Source organism: Caballeronia ptereochthonis, assembly GCF_001545075.1.
GTDB classification, from domain to species: domain Bacteria; phylum Pseudomonadota; class Gammaproteobacteria; order Burkholderiales; family Burkholderiaceae; genus Caballeronia; species Caballeronia ptereochthonis.
In genome coordinates this window covers 190,141-209,609 of sequence record NZ_FCOB02000004.1, presented here as the reverse complement: position 1 = coordinate 209,609, position 19,469 = coordinate 190,141, and the positions used below count along the sequence as shown (strand labels likewise).

The 19,469-nt window shown below is 62.9% G+C and carries 14 protein-coding genes and 1 pseudogene; 8 read left to right on the top strand and 7 right to left on the bottom strand.

The window, feature by feature from the left end:
- The first annotated feature begins 7 nt into the window (after positions 1-7).
- The 6 genes from AWB83_RS05925 to AWB83_RS05900 all read left to right on the top strand — a co-directional run bounded on the left by AWB83_RS05925 (position 8) and on the right by AWB83_RS05900 (position 11,317).
- Positions 8-1,114 carry a DUF2169 family type VI secretion system accessory protein gene (locus AWB83_RS05925; RefSeq protein WP_087043329.1) on the top strand — a complete coding sequence of 369 codons (1,107 nt, stop codon included), beginning with the start codon at positions 8-10 and terminating at the stop codon, positions 1,112-1,114.
- 3 nt (positions 1,115-1,117) lie between these two features.
- Complete coding sequence (locus tag AWB83_RS05920) at positions 1,118-2,179, top strand: hypothetical protein (RefSeq protein WP_341866678.1); 1,062 nt, start codon at positions 1,118-1,120, stop codon at positions 2,177-2,179.
- 9 nt (positions 2,180-2,188) lie between these two features.
- Positions 2,189-3,109 carry a DUF4150 domain-containing protein gene (locus AWB83_RS37525; protein ID WP_208636713.1) on the top strand — a complete coding sequence of 307 codons (921 nt, stop codon included), beginning with the start codon at positions 2,189-2,191 and terminating at the stop codon, positions 3,107-3,109.
- On the top strand, positions 3,106-3,786 hold the full coding sequence (locus AWB83_RS05910; protein WP_087043326.1) for a hypothetical protein: 681 nt from the start codon (positions 3,106-3,108) through the stop codon (positions 3,784-3,786). The genes AWB83_RS37525 and AWB83_RS05910 overlap by 4 nt, the downstream gene beginning before the upstream one ends.
- A gap of 499 nt (positions 3,787-4,285) precedes the next feature.
- Positions 4,286-8,767, top strand: a complete 4,482-nt coding sequence (locus AWB83_RS05905; RefSeq protein ID WP_143750021.1) for a toll/interleukin-1 receptor domain-containing protein — start codon at positions 4,286-4,288, stop codon at positions 8,765-8,767.
- A 48-nt stretch (positions 8,768-8,815) separates the two neighbouring features.
- Positions 8,816-11,317, top strand: coding sequence for a RyR domain-containing protein (locus AWB83_RS05900; protein WP_087043323.1), 2,502 nt, complete (start codon positions 8,816-8,818; stop codon positions 11,315-11,317).
- Between the two features lie 120 nt (positions 11,318-11,437).
- On the opposite strand, the gene AWB83_RS05895 is transcribed toward AWB83_RS05900, so the two are convergent.
- From AWB83_RS05895 to AWB83_RS05885, 3 genes are all read right to left on the bottom strand, one after another.
- Positions 11,438-11,812, bottom strand: a complete 375-nt coding sequence (locus tag AWB83_RS05895; RefSeq protein WP_087043321.1) for a copper resistance CopC family protein — start codon at positions 11,810-11,812, stop codon at positions 11,438-11,440.
- 12 nt (positions 11,813-11,824) lie between these two features.
- Positions 11,825-12,724 (bottom strand): hypothetical protein, encoded by a 900-nt coding sequence (locus tag AWB83_RS05890; protein ID WP_096059356.1) that lies wholly within the window; start codon positions 12,722-12,724, stop codon positions 11,825-11,827.
- Positions 12,725-12,820: 96 nt separating this feature from the next.
- Positions 12,821-13,195, bottom strand: coding sequence for a DUF2946 domain-containing protein (locus AWB83_RS05885; RefSeq protein ID WP_087043320.1), 375 nt, complete (start codon positions 13,193-13,195; stop codon positions 12,821-12,823).
- A gap of 254 nt (positions 13,196-13,449) precedes the next feature.
- Between AWB83_RS05885 and bluB the strand changes: the two genes are divergently transcribed.
- Positions 13,450-14,100 (top strand): 5,6-dimethylbenzimidazole synthase, encoded by a 651-nt coding sequence (gene bluB, locus AWB83_RS05880; protein WP_087043319.1) that lies wholly within the window; start codon positions 13,450-13,452, stop codon positions 14,098-14,100.
- Positions 14,101-14,145: 45 nt separating this feature from the next.
- On the opposite strand, the pseudogene AWB83_RS05875 reads toward bluB, so the two are convergent.
- Positions 14,146-14,864: pseudogene (locus AWB83_RS05875) on the bottom strand (histidine kinase dimerization/phospho-acceptor domain-containing protein); the annotation flags it as partial.
- Positions 14,865-15,120: 256 nt separating this feature from the next.
- On the opposite strand from AWB83_RS05875, the gene AWB83_RS05870 reads away from it, so the two are divergent.
- Positions 15,121-16,746 carry an alkaline phosphatase family protein gene (locus AWB83_RS05870; protein ID WP_374729090.1) on the top strand — a complete coding sequence of 542 codons (1,626 nt, stop codon included), beginning with the start codon at positions 15,121-15,123 and terminating at the stop codon, positions 16,744-16,746.
- Positions 16,747-16,885: 139 nt separating this feature from the next.
- On the opposite strand, the gene AWB83_RS05865 is transcribed toward AWB83_RS05870, so the two are convergent.
- The 3 genes from AWB83_RS05865 to AWB83_RS05855 form a co-directional block, all read right to left on the bottom strand.
- Positions 16,886-17,638: a MipA/OmpV family protein gene (locus AWB83_RS05865; RefSeq protein ID WP_087043438.1), complete on the bottom strand. Its 753-nt coding sequence runs from the start codon at positions 17,636-17,638 to the stop codon at positions 16,886-16,888.
- A gap of 71 nt (positions 17,639-17,709) precedes the next feature.
- On the bottom strand, positions 17,710-18,597 hold the full coding sequence (locus tag AWB83_RS05860) for an alpha/beta hydrolase (RefSeq protein WP_087043317.1): 888 nt from the start codon (positions 18,595-18,597) through the stop codon (positions 17,710-17,712).
- A 2-nt stretch (positions 18,598-18,599) separates the two neighbouring features.
- Positions 18,600-19,376 (bottom strand): DUF4118 domain-containing protein, encoded by a 777-nt coding sequence (locus tag AWB83_RS05855; RefSeq protein WP_087043315.1) that lies wholly within the window; start codon positions 19,374-19,376, stop codon positions 18,600-18,602.
- Between the last annotated feature and the right edge of the window lie 93 nt (positions 19,377-19,469).

The window sequence follows — 19,469 nt, the reverse complement described above, 5'->3', positions numbered from 1 at the left end:
TCCACCCATGAATATCCTGAACTACTCCAGGATGCAGGCGGCCGTCACGACGGCGGCCGACCGCACCGCTCGCGATCACCTGCTGGTCGTCGTAAAAGGCACGTTTCTCATCCCCGACGATGGCGGCGCGGCTGTGCTCGCCCCCGCGAATGAACAAGCCCCGCTGGCGATGGCCGATACTTTCACCGGGCTAGCTGGGGCATCTTCTCCCGTGCTGGAAGCGGAATTCGCACTCCGCAAACCCCGTTGCGACGTTCTGGTCACGGCCACCGTGCACGCGCCTCAGGGCAAGCCGACGCGACGCTGTAGGGCCGGTGTTCGACTAGGCAACTGGCAGAAGGAATTCGACGTGGTAGGTGACAGAACCTGGGTCCTACGTGGACCGTCGCTCGTCCCTTCAACGCCCGCAGGATTCTTGACGATGCCGCTCACCTATGACCGCGCATTCGGCGGCAGCGACGCCTCGGATCCTGACACTCCGGTGGCGTACAGGGCGAACCCCGTCGGCTGCGGCTACGGTCTCAGGTGTTCAGCGGCTCGGCTCATCGGCAAGCCCGTGCCCAATACCGAAGATCCCTATCACCCCGTCTGTGTGCCGTGGGGAACCTATCGGCCCATGAGTCTTGGACCTGTTCATCGCAGTTGGGAGCCAAGGGTGGGATATGCGGGCACATATGATCAGGCGTGGCTCGACAATACATTTCCGTTCTTTCCGGCAGACTTCGATGATCGGCATTACCAGTCTGCCCCGGAAGATCAGCAGATTGAGGAGCCTTCGGGTGGCGAAGAGGTCGTGCTCCTAAATTTGGGCCGGGCAGGCCGCTCGGGCTTTCGCCTGCCTGCCGATCTTACGTTACCGGTGGTCTTCTTTCCACGCGGCGGAGAACCGCAGAAAGAACGCGCGATTCTCGACACCGTTCTGATCGCGCCCGATGTAAGACGGCTCTACCTCATCTGGCGATTCGCCCGCCCTCTGCGACGCACCATTTTCGAAGTTTCCGCGACATTGGTGGGCTCGCCGAGCGGAGCCTGGTGGAGAGCGCGCCGGACCGGCAAGATCTATTTTCCGAGCCTTGCCGACCTGGTCCGCGAAAAACACCAAGGGAAGGGGTGAATCGTGCGCGATCGCCAGACAAGCCTTAAGGCCGTGAGTTGCGGGATGGCAACTGCGGTCGGTCTAGATGCGCCCACTAGCTGCGCAGCGATCCGCGCCGGTATCTCTGGATTTCGGGAAACCCGGATCATGGTCTTGGGTGGCGAATACCTGCGTGGTGCCGAAGTTCCGCTTTCCAGACGACTTCATGGCCTTCCGCGTCTGGCGGCCATGATCGCCGGCCCAATTCGAGAATGTCTCGCGGCTGAACCCTCTCTTCGTCCTGAGACTGTGCCGCTGCTTCTCGCTGTCGCCGAGCCGGACCGTCCAGGTCGCGTACGCGATCTGGACAACCGCATCATCCCTTTCATCGAAGCGTCGCTTCGTACTGAGTTCCATGAACGCTCTCGGGTCTTCCCGATAGGACGCGTTGCCGGCGGCGTTGCATTGAGCGACGCTCGGAAACTCATCACGATTCACGGATTCGATCGTGTCCTCGTCGCCGGTGTGGACAGTTATCTGGACGAGCGAACCATCGACGTCATGGACGACGCATTCCGACTGCTCACCGAGCGCAACTCGGATGGCTTCGTTCCTGGCGAAGCGGGCGCCGCAGTGCTTCTGGGTGCGCATTGCTCGGACGAGAATCTACGGATACGTTCGCTGGGCTTTGCAGTCGAAAAAGCCGTGATGGATGGCGATCTTCCATTGCGAGGAGACGGACTCGCAGAGGCGTACAGACAGGCTCTCTACGACGGAGGCGTTGATCTGCACGAAATGGGTTTTCGTGTGTCCGATGCTTCGGGGGAGCAATACCGATTCAAAGAGGCAGCTTTTGCATTCGCTCGAAACACGAAAGTGCGCAAGGAATTTCAGGACTTTTGGTGTCCGGCCGACTGCATTGGGGAAACCGGGGCGGCCGTCATTCCGTGCATGACCGGTATCGTTTGGTGGGCATGCCGTAAGGGCTACGCCCCCGGGCCATTGAGCCTGCTGCATGCTGCGAACGACGACGGGCGACGAGTCGCGATCGTGATGGAAGAAGCGCGCCCCCGTTCGCTTGAGGTTGCTCTCTCGCCGCGATGAGTACCGCAAATGGCAAACCAGGTGTTCGCGAACGGCAACGAAGTCTCGTGCAAGGCAGCTCAAGGCAAGTCGATCGCTTGCACCCCAGATGTCTGCATGACGCCACCAGAAAACCCGGCCACACCGCCCGGTGTACCCGTGCCGTACCCGAACACCGCGATGGCTGGGGACACAAGCGATGGTAGTTCGAGCGTCGTGATCTCGAGTCAGGAGGTCATGCTCAAGAACAAGAGCTACTTTAAGAAGAGTACGGGCGACGAGGCGGGAAGTGCGGCGAAGAAAGGGGTCGTCACGAGCGTCAACACGGGCAAGGCTTATTTCATCGTATGGTCGATGGACGTCAAGGTAGAAGGCGAGAACGTCGTACGACACGGAGACCTGACAACTCACAATCACGCTTCGACCATCTTCAATGGCGGCACGGTAACATATCTCGACGAGATGACACGCGATGAGATGCCAGAGGGGTGCAGGAAGGCTGAAGCGGCGCAGAGGGCAGCGGAAAGAGCGCTCTCTCCGAGCGCGAAGGCGAAAGAAAGTCGGGTGACTGCGGGAGGCTATTTCGAATCATCCGGCACGAACATGTCCATGATGGCTGCGAGCAACGTCTCCAGGAGCATGATCAAGCGAAGTCCGTACAAATACGAAGGTTTCGAAGGCGGAATTAGCTCAGGCGGACGAAGCCGCGTAACGTGCGGCGGCAAGAAGCACCAGTATCGACGCGAGCCTTATTCTCCGCCGTATTGCGATGCGGAGGCGAAAATCATCGAGGGGCTGTTCAGGAAAACTGGCGGAAGTCCATCTGGGACGCTATACCTAAAGGTAGTAGGTTTACCCGTATGCTGCGATTGTCAGAAACTGATCGCCTGCGCGGGTGAGCATATCAAAATCAAGGTATGTCCGCCCGCGGCGAGGGAGGAATGCGAATGAAGCCACTTTCCGTTATGTCGCGAACGATTGCGACTTGGCCGGCTCCCTCATTCAACTGGGGTGAAGGGGAGGATGCCGACGACGCAATTGGAGAGGTGAATGACGAGTACGTCGAGCAGTTCGATCGGGTAAACAGCATGGCTGCTCAGGCATACGTGCTGGCAACCGTCGAATGGATTTACTGGTACGTTCGAGACCATTTGACTCCGGAGGATGCCAGGGATTATGAGGAGTATATCGAGGGTCATTGGGTCTGGATCTGCACGCTGCCCCGACAAGTGCCTCCTCCGCCGTACGACCCGGAAGGCGACGAGACAACGCTCCGTCAAGTATGCAACGACGCGATCCTGACGGGGCTTGATAGGATATCAGGCGGCATATACTCGTTGAAGTACCATGAAACGGCGGTCGACGCGGCTTACCTCACGCAGTTGTGTGAGTACATCTTCCCGGAAAAACATGCATTCCATGAATGGCGCGTGAAGGTTCTAGATCGATTGCAGAGATATTTTCCGGATGACGCTGTGAGTTTCAAGAAGACGACGGTCTGCCGCAGCATCTTCGACACGGACCTCCCCGCTGCATCCATTGATCAGGCCGCTGCCTGTAAAGACTTTGTTTCGGGTGCCTTGTCCGCCGGGGACAATCACTATCTTCCGCTGGAAAAACCGGACTAGTGAGTGAGGCCCGGAAAGGTTTGCCGAGGCAAGTTGGCGCGGTGCGGTCATACCCGCTGATTTGTGCGATCTACAGACATCACTTCACTTCCCTTAGACCTTTTTTGTGGTGAACCCGAGCCAGTGGCATCGCTTGCCATTCTCGGCGTCGCATTTGCTCTTTGGCTTCGTCGTAGACGATCCAAAAAACGCCCCGCTTTTCCCCACCCCACGAGCGCCCGAATGTGCGGTGGTCCACCGACGTGCGCAATCAGTGCGGATAGGTTTCACTCCAGGCGCATGCTCGCGTGAATGCGGATCACTCAATTCGTAGTTCGAAGTCGCAACGACCTCGAAGCCCGGCCGAAATCGACCTCTGGCCGCGAGAACCGTACATCCTCGATCACGACAAGACGCGTTGCCGATAAGCGTATCCAACGTTCGAATTGGAACGCACACATATCCGGTGCGCATTTATCTGACATTTCACCGCGACGTTTCGTTTCCTCAGGGCGAGCAAATGAGATCGAAAACGACACGATATGCGGCCTTCATCAGCTATCGGCACCTGCCGCGCGACCGGGGCTGGGCGATTCGCATCATGAGCCGGCTCGAGTCCTACAGGACGCCGAAGGCGCTCCAGTTCGAAGCCTATCCGGACCGCCTGGGGCAGTTGTTCCGCGACGAAGACGAAATTCCCGCGTCTTCCGATCTCTCCGATCAGATCCGGACCGCGCTTGCGCAAAGCGACTATCTGATCGTCATATGCTCGCCCGACACGCCTGCCTCGCGCTGGGTGAGGCGCGAGATCGAGCTCTTCCAGGAGATGGGCAAGGGCGACCGCATCATCCCGTTGCTGATTGCGGGCGAACCCGAGGATTCGTTCCCGCCCGAACTGCGCCGGCGCAGGGTCGTGACGAAGCAGCCCGACGGCACCGAAGCCGTGACGTGGGAGGAAGTCGAGCCGATCGCCGCCGATGTCCGTCCGCGCAACGATGAACGCCCGAGCCGCACGGAGCGTCGTGCGGTGCTGCGCCTCGCCGCCGCGCTGCTCGGCTGCCACTATGACGATCTGGCGCAGCGCGAAGCCGAGCGCAGGCGCGCAAAGCTGCGCAATCAGCTGTCCATGGCCGCCATCGTGCTGTTTGCGGTGGCGTTGGGCGGTGCATGGTGGTGGGACGCCAATCTGCGCGTCAAGGTCGAATACTGTGCCAACTACAGCCAGCGCTGGGAAGTGCCGCTCTGCGTGGGGCGTCTGAACACAAGCCAGCAGCGCGGGCGGAACATGAGCTATCGCCTTCGCATTCAGGGCGGCCGCGTGCTCGAGCTGGCGCAGATCAACGGGTCGGGGAGTCTGATCGACAAGGAAGACATCGGCACTCAGGGCGCCATCGACGAGCCCTGGAGCAAGGGCGTGGCGCAGTGGATCTTCAGGTATGCGAGCAGGTCATCCGGTGCGGAGCCGGTGGTCGCTTCGGTCACGTTGACGGACAGAACAGGCAAGACGGTGCGCCAGATCAGCTATCAGTACTCCGACGACCCGAATCAGGCGATTGCACGCTTCGATCGGGGTCTGGGGCTTGCCGATCGGCAGTTGGCGCTCGGAAGCGAGCTGGGCGTCGTGGGAAGCATCGGTACGGATCAGCGGCGCTCGAGCATCGGCCAGCATCGTCTGTTCTTCGACGCAAAGGGCAAACTCAAGCGGCGGGACTTCGAGCCGGTCGGGGGCGGAGAAACCGTTCCCGATTCCGTCGGCGCCTATGGGCGAAGCTATGACTATGGCAGCCTCGGCCTCGTCAGCGAGATTCACAATCTCGACGCGCAAGGGAAAGTGCTGATCGAAAGATCGGGCGTCGCCGGCACGCGCTTCGCCCACGACTTACATGGAGACTTGACCAGCGCCGAATGGGTCGACGGCACAGGGAAGCAGCACGTCAACGACCAGATGTTCTCGCGCGTGACGTGGCGCCGAGACGGGCGCGGGAACGAAGTCGAGGAGGCGTACTTCGACATCGACGGAAAGCCGGTTCTGATGAAGGAGAAGGGGCTGGCCCGCATCGTGAATCGTTTCGACGAGCGCGGCAACCTGATGGAGCGGACGACCTTTGGCATCGATGGCAAGCCCGCCGCCGGCAAGGTATCCGGCGCCGCGCGCATAACCGGCCGTTACGACTCGCTCGGCAACAGGATCGAGATCGCGTATTTCGGCGTCGATGGCAAGCCCGTCGTCACGAAGGACTTCGGCATCGCTCGTGCGACGAACCACTTCGACGAGCACGGTAACAACGTGGGGTTCGAGTATTTCGGCATCGATGGCAAGCGCGTTCTCGGCAAGCAAGACGGCGCAGGCAAGGTGACCCAACGGTACGACGCGCGCGGGAACGTGATGGAGGTCCAGTTCTTCGGCGTCGACGGCATGCCGACGCTCGGCAAGGAAGGTACGGCCAGGACGACGTATCGCTACGACGATCGAGGAAACGTCGTCGAAGCGGCGTACTTCGGCGTCGACGGCAAGCCGACGCTCGGCAAGGCCTTCGGCGCCGCCCGCGTAACCGTTGGCTACAACGCGCGAGGGGACATCACCAAAGTCGACTATTTCGGCACCGACGGCAAGCCGGCACTCGGCAAGGACGGCGAAGCCAGGGCGATCTATCGTTACGATGAAATGGGGAACTTCGTCGAGCGGGAGTTTGCCGGCGTCGACGGCAAACCGATTCTCAGCAAGACGGTTGGCGCGGCCCATGTGGTGAGCCGTTTCGACGAACGAGGGAACGCGACGCACGTTGCCTACTTCGGAATGGATGGCGGGCCGATTCTCAGCTCCGTCTACGGCGGCGCGGTCATGACCGTTCGCTACGACGAACAGGGGAACCAGATCGAGCAGGGATATCTCGGTGTCGATGGCAAGCCGATCATCAGCAGGGTCTACGGTTACTCGAAGGCGGCCTATCGCTACGACGAGCGGAGGAATCTGGTGGAGGCCGCATACTTCGACATCGACGGCAAGCCGATGCTCTCGAAGGAATTCACTGCCGCGAAGGTGACCTACAAGTACGACCAACAGGGCAACCAGGTGGAGCTCGCATACTTCGGAACGGACGGCAAGCCCATGCTCGGCAAGGAAGGCATCGCCCGCATCACGAAGAAGATCGACGAGCGCGGCTACGAGACGGAACAGGCGTATTTCGGCATCGACGGTGCGCCCATTCTTTCCACGCGTGGCATCGCGCGAGTGACGAGTCGCTACGATGAGCTGGGACGCCTCGCGGAGTCGTCTGGCTTCGGGATGGACGGAAACCCGGAGATCGACAAGCAAACCGGCGCTGCCCGCATCACCTTTCGCTACGATGAGCGCGATAACCAGACCGAGGCGGCGTACTTCGGCGTCAATGGCGATCCGGTTCTCACGAAGGACACGGGCGTGACGCGCAAGCGCATGCGCTACGACGAGCGGGGAAATCTGGTCGAGTCGACATACTTCGGCCTCGACGGCCAACCCGTGCTCTCCAAGGATTCGGGTATCGCCCGATGGAAAGGCCGCTACGATGAACGCGGCAACGTCGTGGACGAAGCGTATTCGGGCACCGATGGCAAGCCCGTCCTCGAACGGCATTCGGGCGCCGCTCGCATCACCAGGCAATACGACAGCAAGAGCGGGAACGTCGTGGAAGAAGCGGACTTCGGCGTCGACGGCAAGCTCGTCCTCAGCAAGGACAAGGGCGTGGCCCGGATCATCAATCGCTACGACGAGCGTGGCAATCTCGTCGACCAGGCTTATCTCGACACCGAAGGCAAGCTCGTTCTTCACAAGGACAAGGGGGCCGCGCGAATAAAGACGCGCTACGACGAGCGCGGCAACGAAGCCGAATTGGCGCACTTCGGCGTCGACGACAAGCTCATCGTCAGCAGGAACCAGGGGTTCGCCAAGGCGATCAAGCGCTATGACGATCGCGGAAATCTGGTGGAAGCCGTGCTGTTCGACGCCAACGATCAGGTTGCCCCAGGCCGCGACGGCGCCGCCCGCCTCAGCGCGCGTTACGACGATCGTGGCAACGAGATCGAAGAAGCGTATCTCGGCGTCGACGGCAAGCCCGTCCTGAGCGCCGACAGGACATACGCCCGCGTCGACAGGCGCTACGACGAGCGCGGGCATCTGGTCGAGATCACGTATTTCGGCATCGACGACAAGCCCGCCGTCGGCAAGGATGGAGCCGCTCGCGTCACCGCGCGCTTCGACGAGCACGGCAGGCAGGTCGAGCAATCGTACTTCGGCATCGACGGCAAGCCGGTGCTCATCGGAAATCAGGGCATCGCACGGGTCACCTTTCAGTACGACGGGCGGGGAAACCAGGTTGAGGAGGCATATTTCGGCATCGACGGCCCGACGGCTCTTGTCCCGAGCGGCGTCTCCCGGCTGAGGTTTCGCTATGACAAGTGGGGCAACAAGGCAGAGGAAACGTATTTCGGTGTCGACGGCAATCTCGTGTCCGCTCGAGGCATGGGTTTCGCCCGAATGACGCGGCGTTTCGACGCGCGGGGAAATGAAATCGAGCAAGCCTATTTCGATCCGGAAGGCGGGCCCACCATCCGGTCGAGTACAGGCGCCGCCCGCGCGACCATGCACTACGACGAGCGCGACTACAGGGTTGAGGCGGCATTTTTCGGCATCGACGGCCGGTCCGTTCTCAGCAGCGACGGCTATGCGCGATTCGTCAATCGCTACGACGAGCGAGGCAATCTCGTGGAGATCAGGTATCTGGGAGTCGACGGCAAGCTCGTGCTCGCGCGGAGTTTCGGCGTGGCGCGCGCCGCCTTTCGTTACGACGAGCGGGGGAACATGGTGGAGCAGGCCTATTTCGGCCCTGACGACCAGCCTGTGCTCAACAGGGAGGGCGTCGCGCGTGTAGTCGCGAACTATGACCAGTCGGGTAACAAGATCGCGGAAATGCACTACGGCGTCGACGGCAAGCCCGTTCCGCTCGCGGCGGTCGGCCGCCAGTAGTGCCCGCGCTTCGCCAGACCAATCCCCTAGCCACCTTCGAGGCATTCCATGTCCCTTCACGCCCTGGCAGACCATCACACCGGGAAAGCGCCGAAGCGCGTCACACTGATACTGGGCGGTCTCGTCGTCGTTACGCTGATCTGCGGCGCCTGGGGTTTCTTCGGCATCGGTCCGGTCTGCGGAGACTCGGTCTGGGATGGCATCTATCGGCTGGCGGCCTTGTTCGAGTTCTCGGAAGTCAATCTGCACATTCACGAATGCTATCCGTATCCACAGATAGAAATCGCCCGCTTCACGGGGCCCGCGGCGACGACCGGAGTGCTGATCGCGGTCGTCATGGAAGTGTTGAGGGGACCGCTCGAACGATTGAAGCTGCAGCGCTTCTCCGGACACACGGTCATCGTGGGCTTCGGCGAGAAAGGGAAGGTGCGGGCGCTCGAAGCCGCCGCGAACGGCAAGCAGGTGGTCGCGATCGACAACGCGCCGGGCGAGACCTCGCATGCCGTCGCCGCGCGCAATGGAATCGTCCTGCTCGTCGGCGACGCGCAGGCCGTCGGCGATGCGCATCACCACGGCCCGCTCTCCCGGGTGCGCCTGAACCGCGCCGCGCGCGTCGTCGTCGCGAGCGGGGATGATTCGCGGAACCTGTCGATCGCGCAGGTCCTCGCCGGCCAAGTGCGCCTGCTGCCCAACGCGGATTGCGAGATCGAAGTGTCGCTGAGCGATCCCCTGATTCGCCGCGCGCTCGACGCCAACTCCGAGGACGGCCTGATCGACGCCTTTGCGATCGAGGATAACGCCGCGCATCGGCTGTGCGAGTCGGCCCGGTTTCATGCGATAGCCGACCTGCTCGGACAGCGCCGCATTCATATCACGATGCTCGGGTTCGATCGCCTAGGCGTGAGCGTCGTCGCGCAGATGCTTCGCAGCACCCAGCTCGCCGGTCTCGGGCCGACGCGCATCACCGTGCTTTGCGCCGACCCGGCGGCCGCGCGCGACATGATGATGCTTTCCTATCCGGGCATCGAAGCGGTCGCGGACATTGCTTACGTCGCCGCTGATCCGCGCAACATTGCCAGCAATGATGCGTTGATGGCCGAGGTCGAGGCCGTCGCTCCGATCACCGCGATCGTCGTGCTCGGCGGCCGAAGCGCCGACACGCTGCCCGTGGCGTTGGCGGTGCGCGATGCATCGCGTCGCCGGGGCCGATGGATGGCGCCGATCTTTTTCGGCATCGAGCACGCTGCATCGCTGATGGGCGTGTCGCGGCCGATCAGTGAAGAGAAACGCTTCTCCCGGGTCATGCATCCGTTCGAGATTTCCGCGCATCTCTGTACGCGCAAGTATTCCGATGAGCGCGATCGCGTCGCGCGAGAACTTCACGAAGCGTATCTGAAGGCGTTCAACGAGATGCAGGCCGCGGGCGAGAAGCCGTCGACGGGGAACGAGGCGCTCGTGCCCTGGCGTCAGCTGAAGCAGACATACTATCAGGCGAATCGCCGGGCCGCCGATCACATCGCGGCGAAGCTGCTGAGCGCGGGGTGCGTCGTTCCGACCGGCGCGCCTCTGGTGACCGGTGACTTCACTCTGCTCGGTGAAGAGGGAACACTCGAACGGCTCGCGGAACTGGAGCATCGCGTGTGGGCGATCGATCGCGAACTCGATGGCTGGCGCCCCGGAAAGACGCGCGACGATGCGCGGCGCATTCACGATTGCCTGGTGCCTTATGCCGAGCTGACGGAACCGACGAAAGAGCTCGATCGGGCGCAGGTCCGTGAACTGGACGCGGCCCGGCTGCCTCGCATCGACGCTCGATCCGCAAGCGGCAAGACGCTCGTACGCTTCGACCTTTGGGTGGGTATCATCGGAGCGTGCTCGCTCACGCACGCCGAGGCGAGCTGGGCGAAGGATGCGTTCGTGCAAGGCATCCTTCCGCGTCTGCTCGAGGCTCATCCGGAACACAACATCACGCTGCTGTCAGCGCTTGCGCCGGGCGCTGAGCTCGTGGCGACGAAGGCGATGCTCGAAGAGCTGGCGCATCGAGGCGTTCAGCACCGGCTGCTCGTGACCGAAGGCGTGCCGGCGAGGGAGGTGATCGACGAGTTCGAAGCGCCGTGGCACAAGGGCGCGATCGGCGATCTCGCCCTGTCGTCGAAGAACCTGACGTGGCCGCAGGTGCGCGACGCGCTTCAGGCATCGGTTGCGCATGTTCCGTGCGAGAGGATCGTGGAGCTGAACCCGGTCTCGCCCGGCGACGGGCAGGAAGCACGCGAAGCCGGGTATCGGCGGCAGAACGCGTATATCGTGCAGCGCGCGCACATCGTGATTGCGGTCACGAGAACGCCGCTGTCAGACAAGCCGGGCGGCATCGAAGAGGCGATCCAGTGGCGTCGCATCAGTGCGGCGATGAGCGAAGCCGCGCGAAACTATCAGTGTCGGCCGAACCGGGCGCTGCCCGGTTTTCCGGAATTCATCATCGTGAATGCGAGCGAACACACGATTCATGACGAGTCTGCCGGCGAGGAGGTGCTTCCGGTGGTGAAGAGCTAGATGCGCCAGTGGCCCATCGCCTTGATGAGGTCCCGGCCGGCCTCGCGTCATGCGCGCGGCGCAACGCGGCTCCGGCGTCATCGCGCCGATCCGGACGCAGCCACTCGACAAGCGGTTGATTTACTTTACGTCGAAGCCATAGTCACCGTGGGTCCGATGTCCATCGGACGCGACGGCGATCCAATGCACCGTGTAATGCCCTGATTTCAACGGCGGCAACTCGACCGCTATTGCTTCCTGATGCTGCGAGTCGACGACGGCCTTCGCGGCGTTGACCTGCTTGCCGCTCGCGTCAGTGACGGTGAGCGACGAAAACGCGGGCTCGAGCGGACCATCGAAGACGATCCGCACCTCACCGGGCGGGGAGACGGTGGCGCCGGCTGCGGGAACCTGAGTGCGTGGAAAGACGTGCGCCCGGACCGCACCGGCCCACGCGAGACTGAGTGCGCATGCAGCCCAGATGACGAGTCTGCGCAAATGATGACGTGAGTTCATCTCATGCTCCCGCTACCAGTTGAAAAGCGGCTTGCCGATGGTGGTCGGCGCGACGTCGTCGAAGAAGATATGGGCCTGCACGAGCACGCCGACGTGCGAACCGCTCGCCCGGTTGATCGGTATCTGCGCTTCGATGCCGAACTGGCCGTAGCGATTGATCCAGATGAAGCCGGGATTGACCGTTCCGATCGTCTGTCCCTGGCTTCGGGAGAGCGGAATTTCGACGAGCGGAATGACGTTCGCGAGCGGCTGCGGCAAGCCAAGCGAATGCACGTGCTGCTCCAGATACGGCAGACTGTACTGGACCGTGAAGCCGTAATTGAAAGCGTTCGGCTGACCTGCGCCGGTCGTGAACGCGGGACCGGCCTCGCCGGTGATCGCGACTGGGCGCAGCCACGCGAGCGAATCCGGCAGATCGCCCATGCCTTTGCCTACGAAGACGGTCGGCGAGATCGTCGAGAAATTGTCTGCAATTGCCCGGCTGCCCGTGCCTCCGAGTTCCGCGTTGACACCGACCGAGGTCATGAATTCATGGGCTTCGTTCACGTACAGCAGATACTTGAGGCCCACTTCGAAGTTGTCGAAGCCATGTGCGGTCGGGTTGTTCTGCATCACGTACGTGCCGCCGACGGAGAGCGCGAGCCGCGATGTGATCAGCTTGTCGTATTCGAATTCGAACGTGTTGATGCTCTGGTCGCCGTTGTCGCCGGGAGCGCGAACGTGCCCGAACTGCAGATTCGCCTCGTCGCCGACACCGGGATCGTCGACTGCCATCGTGGCGGGGAACACGCGGTCGCCGGCAATCGCGTGCGCATGCGCGTGCTGCGGGAGCATCGTGACGATGCCAAGCGTGGCCGCGCCAATGGATAGCACGGCGCGCGGGAGCGCGCGACGCGTCGAAGGAGTGTGCATGATTCATCCTGTCTTCTGGATCGTTGTCGTTGCCCTGCGTGTGCATGCGCAAGGGCGTGCAATGCATGTTGTGCATTGCGGCGGAGCAAACGAGCATCAGGAAAACAGGAAGGGCGGGGCGCGTGGCTGTCCGGGCTTGAGCGGTTCTTCGAGCCGCACGCTCTCGAAGCGTGTCGCGCGCGGCTGCAGCACGGCCTCGACGACTTGCGCGAAAACGACGGGCGGGACGATCACAGCCGGCATGTGCGCAAAGAGGCTGCAATAGCCGCACGCGTCGCCGGCGCCGGACATCGGTGCATGTGACTGCGCGTGGCCGTCCTGCATCGACGGCATCGAGCAGTGCATGCCGCTCTCGTCGCCTGAGCTGCGCATTGCGGCGAGCGAATGCGATACGACAGGCGCAAGCGTGACCATCAGGATTGCAAGCAATCCGAGAAAGCTGCCAATCATCCGAAGGAGGCGGCTTCTCATGGCGCTGTCGCATGACTCGAATGCATTGGATTATGCCACCGGTGCGACGGCTTACAAGGTGTGAAGGCTATTGAGGCAGCCGACGCTGAGGGACAGCTGACTCGTGATATGTCGGCTTCGCGCCATCAGCATCATGACGATCATGATCGGCGCGGCGATCAAGCCGTTGCGCACGGAAGCAAACGCAAAACTGCTACTATCCCGCGACCAGCCTCGCAGCGGCGAGGCCGGGACGATGACTTCGCGAGAGAATCATGGAACGTTTCAGCGATGCCGATATCGCAGCTGTCTATCGGGCGATTTTCGAGCGCAGGGACATGCGCCATTTCAAGGCTGGCCCGGTCGATCCTGCCTTGCTCGAACGACTCTTGCGTGCGGCGCATCATGCTCCAAGCGTCGGCTTCATGCAGCCGTGGCGGATCGTGCGCATCACCAGAGCGGAGTTGCGCGAAGCGCTGTACGCGATCGTCGATACGGAGCGCCGCCGTACCGCCCATGCGCTTGGCGAGCGCGAAGCCGAATTCATGCGGCTGAAGGTCGAAGGGATCCGCGAATGCGGCGAATTGCTCGTGGTTGCGCTGATGGACGGGCGCGAGCGCCATATATTCGGCCGCCGTACGCTTCCGGAGATGGACCTGGCTTCCGTGGCCTGCGCGATTCAGAACATGTGGCTTGCCGCGCGGGCGGAAGGACTCGGCATGGGATGGGTTTCGTTGTTCGATGTCGACGCGGTGCGCACGCTGCTCGCCATCCCCCCGGGCGCCAAGCCTGTCGCGATCCTCTGCCTCGGCCACGTCGAGGCATTCTACGATCAGCCCATGCTTCAATCCGAAGGATGGGCGGAACGCCGCACGGTCGATAGTTGCGTGTTCGAAGACGGCTGGCCGGCCGAACCTGCGGCATAGTGCGTTGCTACGCGTTCGACGACTTGCGCAATGGCGCTCGACGCGTCAGGAACGCGACGCAGCGCGCCCGCCCGCATGAGGAAAGGACAGCACGAAGCGCGTGCTGAGTGCATCGCTCTCGGCGTACGCATGGCCGCCGTGAAGCTCCATGATGGTCCGGACGATGGCGAGCCCGAGCCCCGCCGATCCGCTCGCCTTCGTTTTCTACGCATACGCGCGCGTGCCCGGGGTTCGCGTGCACCGACAGCGTGGATGATCCCCTTGCGCGGCGTGTAACGCACCGCATTGGCGAGCAGATTGCTCACCGCGCGCCGGAAGAGCTCGACATCGGCCGTCACCCTGTCCGAGCCGCACACGACGATCCGCACGCCGGCGTCTTCAGCGGGACCCTCGAAGTATTCCGCGATGCGCCGCAACTCCTCGTCGGCATCGAATTCGCGCATGGGCCGCGTGAACTGCGGATGCTCCGCGCGCGCGAGAAAAAGCACGTTTTCGATCATCCGCGAAAGGCGCTCGCATTCCTCCACATTCGATACGGGCAGCGCCTGATACTCCTCCACGGAACGCGGGCGCGCGAGCGCCACCTCGGTCGAGCCGCGCATGTTGGCGAGCGGCGTTCGCATGTCGTGCGCGAGATCGGCGGTGAGTTGAGAAAGCCGCTGGAAGCTGCTCTCCAGCCCGGCGAGCATGCCGTTGAGCGACGCGATGAGCGGGTCGAGCTCGCTCGGCACCCGCTCCATCGCGATGCGCGTATGGAGCTTGTCGGAGCCGCAGCGCCTCCTGCAGCATAACGATGCTTAAGGGAGGCTTAGGAAACAAAGATGCAAGCCTCTCGATCGAAAAGATAAATCGCCTCGAACGAAGCCGATCGAAAGCTCTCCTTCATGGTTTCGTAGCACTCGCATAGCACAGTGATCGGGCCTCAAGCAGCACTCATCAACCAACCGATCGGGACGAGACATGAAGAAGACGGGCAAGGGAACCTTTGTGCCGCGCGCAATTTCCGCCGTTGTCTTGACGATGGCCGCACTTCACGCGTCCAGCGCAGCGGCGCGCGACGACGGACATTCACACGGGCACGATCGCGAAGGGAACGGCACGGTCCGGCATGTTCTGCTGATCAGCTTCGACGGGCTGCATGAACAGGACGTCGCGCGCTGCGTCGCGTCGAATGCCTGTCCCAACCTTGCGCTGCTCGCAAAATCCGGCGCGACCTACACGAACGCGTACACGCCGGGCCTGTCGGATTCGTTTCCCGGCCTTGCCGCGCTCGTGACCGGCGGCTCCCCGAAGACGACAGGGCTGTTCTACGATGTGTCGTATGACCGCACGCTCTACGCGCCATCGGATACGAACTGCACCGGCAAGCAGGGATGGAACGTCGTGTTCGACGAGACCGCCGGCATCGATGCCGAGAACGGCGGCGCGCTCGTCCATCTCGACGGCGGCGGTGCGTTCAATCCGCAGGCAATTCCGCATGCGAAGATCGACGGCGTGTGCAAGCCCGTCTATCCGCACGACTACCTGAAGACCAACACGGTGTTCGAAGTCGTCAGGCAGGGCTTGCCGAACGTGCCCACCGCATGGGCCGACAAGCACGCGTGGGGCTATGACTGGCTCAATGGCCCGTCAGGCGCCGGCGTCGACGATCTCGCGCGCACCGAGATCAACTCCATCGATCCGAAGACCAACACGAACTACACGGATGTCTATACGCACACCGAGACGTTCGACGACCTTCATGTGCAGGGGCTCATCAATCAGATCGACGGCAAGAACTCGACGGGCGACAAGTCGCCCGGCGTGCCCGCGATCTTCGGGGCCGACTTCCAGACCTTGAGCGTCGCGCAGAAAGCGACCGTCGCGTCGGGCGGCGGCTATCTCGATGCGAGCTTCACGCCGGGGCCGCAAGTGAGCGCGGCGATTGCGTATATCGATGCGTCGCTCGGGCGCATCGTGAACGAATTGAAGCAGCGCGGCCTGTATCGGTCGACGGCCATCATCGTGACGTCGAAGCATGGCCAGTCGCCGACCGATCATACGAAGCTCGTGAAGAACGGCGACACGCTCACGAAGTTGCTCGAGGCGAACGATTACCTCGATCCGGCGGGCAAGTTCGGCCAGAACGCGACCGCAAGCGGCAATCTGAACGACGGTACGGGACTCGTCGGCACGGGCTTCGTTCAGACCGATGATGTCGGCCTCGTCTGGCTGCGCGATCAGAACCAGCTGGAACAGGTCGTCAGGACGCTCAAGGACAATCTGAGCTGCAATGCGCCGGGCATCTGCGCCGACGGTCCGATGGCCTATCTGCTGTATGGCCGTCGCGTTGGCGCGGTGTTCGGCGATCCGAAAGAAGGTCGCACGCCGGATATCGTCGTGCAGCCCAATCCCGGCGTGATCTATACGTCGAGCACCGCGAAGGACGAGGAGCATGGCGGGAACGCGCCCGACGACAGCCATCTGGCGCTCGTCGTCTATGTGCCCGGCGCGCGCCAGGCCGGGCGGACCGTCGACGATCGCGTGCTGACCACGCAGGTCGCGCCGACGATCCTGCGCCTGCTCGGTCTCGATCCGCAGCGCCTGTCGTCCGTCGCGCGTGAGCGCACCCGTTCGCTTCCTGGCTTCGAGGAAGATGGGTTCTGATGGGATGAGCCGTCGCACGCCGTCGGGCTGAGCATGACCGGCGGCGTGCGAGGCATGCCTGCCGGCTGCATCCGTGACGTGGGTTCAGGCGCGTGATCCGAAGCACGGGTTGCCGCACACGACGAGACCCGCGCCCCCGCTAGAAACGATAGTTGACCGAGGCCATCGCGTTGAGTTCGAGGCGGCGCTCGGTGATGGGGCTCGCCGCGGCATAGTGTTCGAGACGCCCTGCGGTCAGCGCGAGGCTGCTCGTCCAGTGTCGCGAAAAATCGTAGGTCGCGTCCACGTTCATGTGCACGTCGCGGATGCCGGAGCCTGTCTGATATTGCGGCAGATGCGACGCAGCGCTTTGCGCCGCCGAGACGCCGAAGAAGGTGCGGGTATATGCGGCGTCGGCCCAGGTGAAGCCAGGTCCGACCGAGACCAGCAACCGGCCCGACGGTACGGACGCGACAAGGTCGGTCATCACGGTCTTGCCCTGCCCGGTGCCGCCGATGTCCTGGTACAGGGCCATCGACCCGGTGAAAGCCCACCATGTATAGTCGGCGAACAGACGCAGCTTCGGGCCCCAGTGCACATCCGGGAGGCCGCGCAGGCGCGGATCGTCGGACGAGGTGCGCGACTGGAAGTCGAAGCTGATCGACGTGCCGACGTGATAGTCCTTGCCGCGCAGCGCGTTCACGCCCAGCACGTCCGGCCCCTGCGAGAAGATTCGGTCATCCCATGAGACGTCCTGGGCGGGCAGTGGATAGACCTTCAGGCTGGAGGAGCCCGGAAACGCGGGGGTGACCAGGATCGCCGGGCCGATGCCGATTTTCCAGGCGCTCACGTCGGCGGCCTGCGCGTCGTCCGTGCCGGACTGCGCACCGGTATCCGCATGAGCGGCCTGCATCGCGAAGCCCGTGAGCCAGACGGCGATGCCCACCGTCCATGGCGTGATCCATCGCAGCGCGCGGGACGGCTTCACACGCGCTCCTTGCCGATTGCCGCGAGCTGCCGCAGCCGGCGTGCGAGCGCGCGCGACACGACCGGCATGCTGCCGCCATCGGCGGCGCTGCTGGCCGCCGCGCTGTCGCGCAGGAAAGAAGCGCATTCGCGCGCAACGACCTCTCGCTCGTTGTCGGACGTGATCATGTGATAGGAATCGTCCAGCCAGATGGTGCGCAAGAAAGACGCACCGATATTCGCCGCGACAAAGCGGGCATTGTGGGGGCTCGAAGTTTCGTCATCGATGGCATGAATGATCAGGCAATCGCGCCGGACGTCTTTCAGCTCCGCGCGCACCAAAGCCGCGAGCCGGCTCGCTTCGTGCAGCGCGGGCACCGAAATGGACGCGGGGCCGACTTCGCTGATCGCGTTACGCTGCATCGCGCGGGCAATCTTTCCACGCAGCGCTTCGTTTCGCAAACCGAACGGCTCGTGCTCGCGATAGCGCCAGCGGGTGCGCATCGGCGTGTAGTAGACCCAGTCGAGCAGGAAGCGGTACCACGGGATCGCCCAGCCATCGTAGGAAAGCGTCAGCGAGAGCAGGACGAGCGCCTGCGCCGACGGCCGCCTTCGCACCACCGAGAGCGCGAGCGCCGCGCCGATCGACAGGCCGCAGACGGAAACCCGCGGATATCGGGCAGCGAGCGAGTCGTATGCCGCGAGGGCGGCATCGATCCATTGCTCCATTGGCTGCTCCGCGGTGCCGGCGCTATAACCTTCGAGCACGGGAACGCAGGTCGTAAAGTTCTCGCCGTTCAAATAACGGGCGAGAAAGCGCATTTCCAGCGGCGAGCTCGACAGGCCGTGCAGCAGCAATACCGCATGGTCGCCATCTTCGTTCAGCAACGTGCCGGGTGTGTCCATCGTCAGTCTTCGATCCGGAGTACGAGGAAGTCACCCGCATGAGTGGCGAAGCGTTCGCAGACGCACTCGACGGGCTTCCAGTCGTGTTCGCCCGACTTGAAGCGGATCCGGTGATGCCCGGGCGACAATCCGCTGCTGATGCGCGCGACGTCGTCGCGATGCACCTCCGCGTGGCGTGGGCCCGGCGCGATGCCGACCGCCGACGCATCGCCTGGTCCGGGCGCGGTGTCGGGTCTCGGGTCCGACTGCGTAAACGGCTTGCGCTCCAGCGCCTGAATCTGAATCAGCGAGCGGTTGTGTTGCGCGATGTGATGCAGCATCCGGTGTGTTTCGTCCGTGGCACGGCGCGCGAGCACGCGTTCGTTGTCGTGGCGCAGCAGCATCTCGTAGCGCGACTGCGCAACCGCCGCGAGCAGTTCGGCGCGGAATTGCGCACGGCGCAGACGCTCGACCAGCGTAATGACGAGGAACGTGATCAGCGGATATGAGACCAGCAGCGCAAGGTCGGACTGATCGAACACCTCGATGTGACCATAAGGCGGAACGAACAGATAGTCTGCAAGGCACAGTCCGCTGAACATCACGACAAGGGCTGGCGCGAGGCCGCAGAGATACTCGATCAGCACGGCGGCGATGAGGAACGCCGTACCGGGCATGATCGGCCCGAGCAATGGATGTAGCAGCAGTCGGATACCGGCGGCGACGACCAGCGCTGCCGCAGCGACGATCCAGCGGCGCGGGCCGCGTGGTGCCCAACGTCGGGCATTATTGACTTGCATGTAGAAAGAAAATGCCGCACCGCCAGTGAGGCCGGATGCTCTGCGGCTCCCCGTAATATTTCGTAAAGGCTCACATAATAACCGAACTGACTG

Bases quoted from the DNA above. Each gene is read 5' to 3' on its own strand.
- AWB83_RS05925 (WP_087043329.1), top strand. From the start codon at position 8: ATGAATATCCTGAACTACTCCAGGATGCAGGCGGCCGTCACGACGGCG.
- AWB83_RS37525 (WP_208636713.1), top strand. From the start codon at position 2,189: ATGGCAAACCAGGTGTTCGCGAACGGCAACGAAGTCTCGTGCAAGGCA.
- AWB83_RS05910 (WP_087043326.1), top strand. From the start codon at position 3,106: ATGAAGCCACTTTCCGTTATGTCGCGAACGATTGCGACTTGGCCGGCT.
- AWB83_RS05905 (WP_143750021.1), top strand. From the start codon at position 4,286: ATGAGATCGAAAACGACACGATATGCGGCCTTCATCAGCTATCGGCAC.
- AWB83_RS05900 (WP_087043323.1), top strand. From the start codon at position 8,816: ATGTCCCTTCACGCCCTGGCAGACCATCACACCGGGAAAGCGCCGAAG.
- AWB83_RS05895 (WP_087043321.1), bottom strand. From the start codon at position 11,812: ATGAACTCACGTCATCATTTGCGCAGACTCGTCATCTGGGCTGCATGC.
- AWB83_RS05890 (WP_096059356.1), bottom strand. From the start codon at position 12,724: ATGCACACTCCTTCGACGCGTCGCGCGCTCCCGCGCGCCGTGCTATCC.
- AWB83_RS05885 (WP_087043320.1), bottom strand. From the start codon at position 13,195: ATGAGAAGCCGCCTCCTTCGGATGATTGGCAGCTTTCTCGGATTGCTT.
- bluB (WP_087043319.1), top strand. From the start codon at position 13,450: ATGGAACGTTTCAGCGATGCCGATATCGCAGCTGTCTATCGGGCGATT.
- AWB83_RS05870 (WP_374729090.1), top strand. From the start codon at position 15,121: ATGGCCGCACTTCACGCGTCCAGCGCAGCGGCGCGCGACGACGGACAT.
- AWB83_RS05865 (WP_087043438.1), bottom strand. From the start codon at position 17,638: ATGCAGGCCGCTCATGCGGATACCGGTGCGCAGTCCGGCACGGACGAC.
- AWB83_RS05860 (WP_087043317.1), bottom strand. From the start codon at position 18,597: ATGGACACACCCGGCACGTTGCTGAACGAAGATGGCGACCATGCGGTA.
- AWB83_RS05855 (WP_087043315.1), bottom strand. From the start codon at position 19,376: ATGCAAGTCAATAATGCCCGACGTTGGGCACCACGCGGCCCGCGCCGC.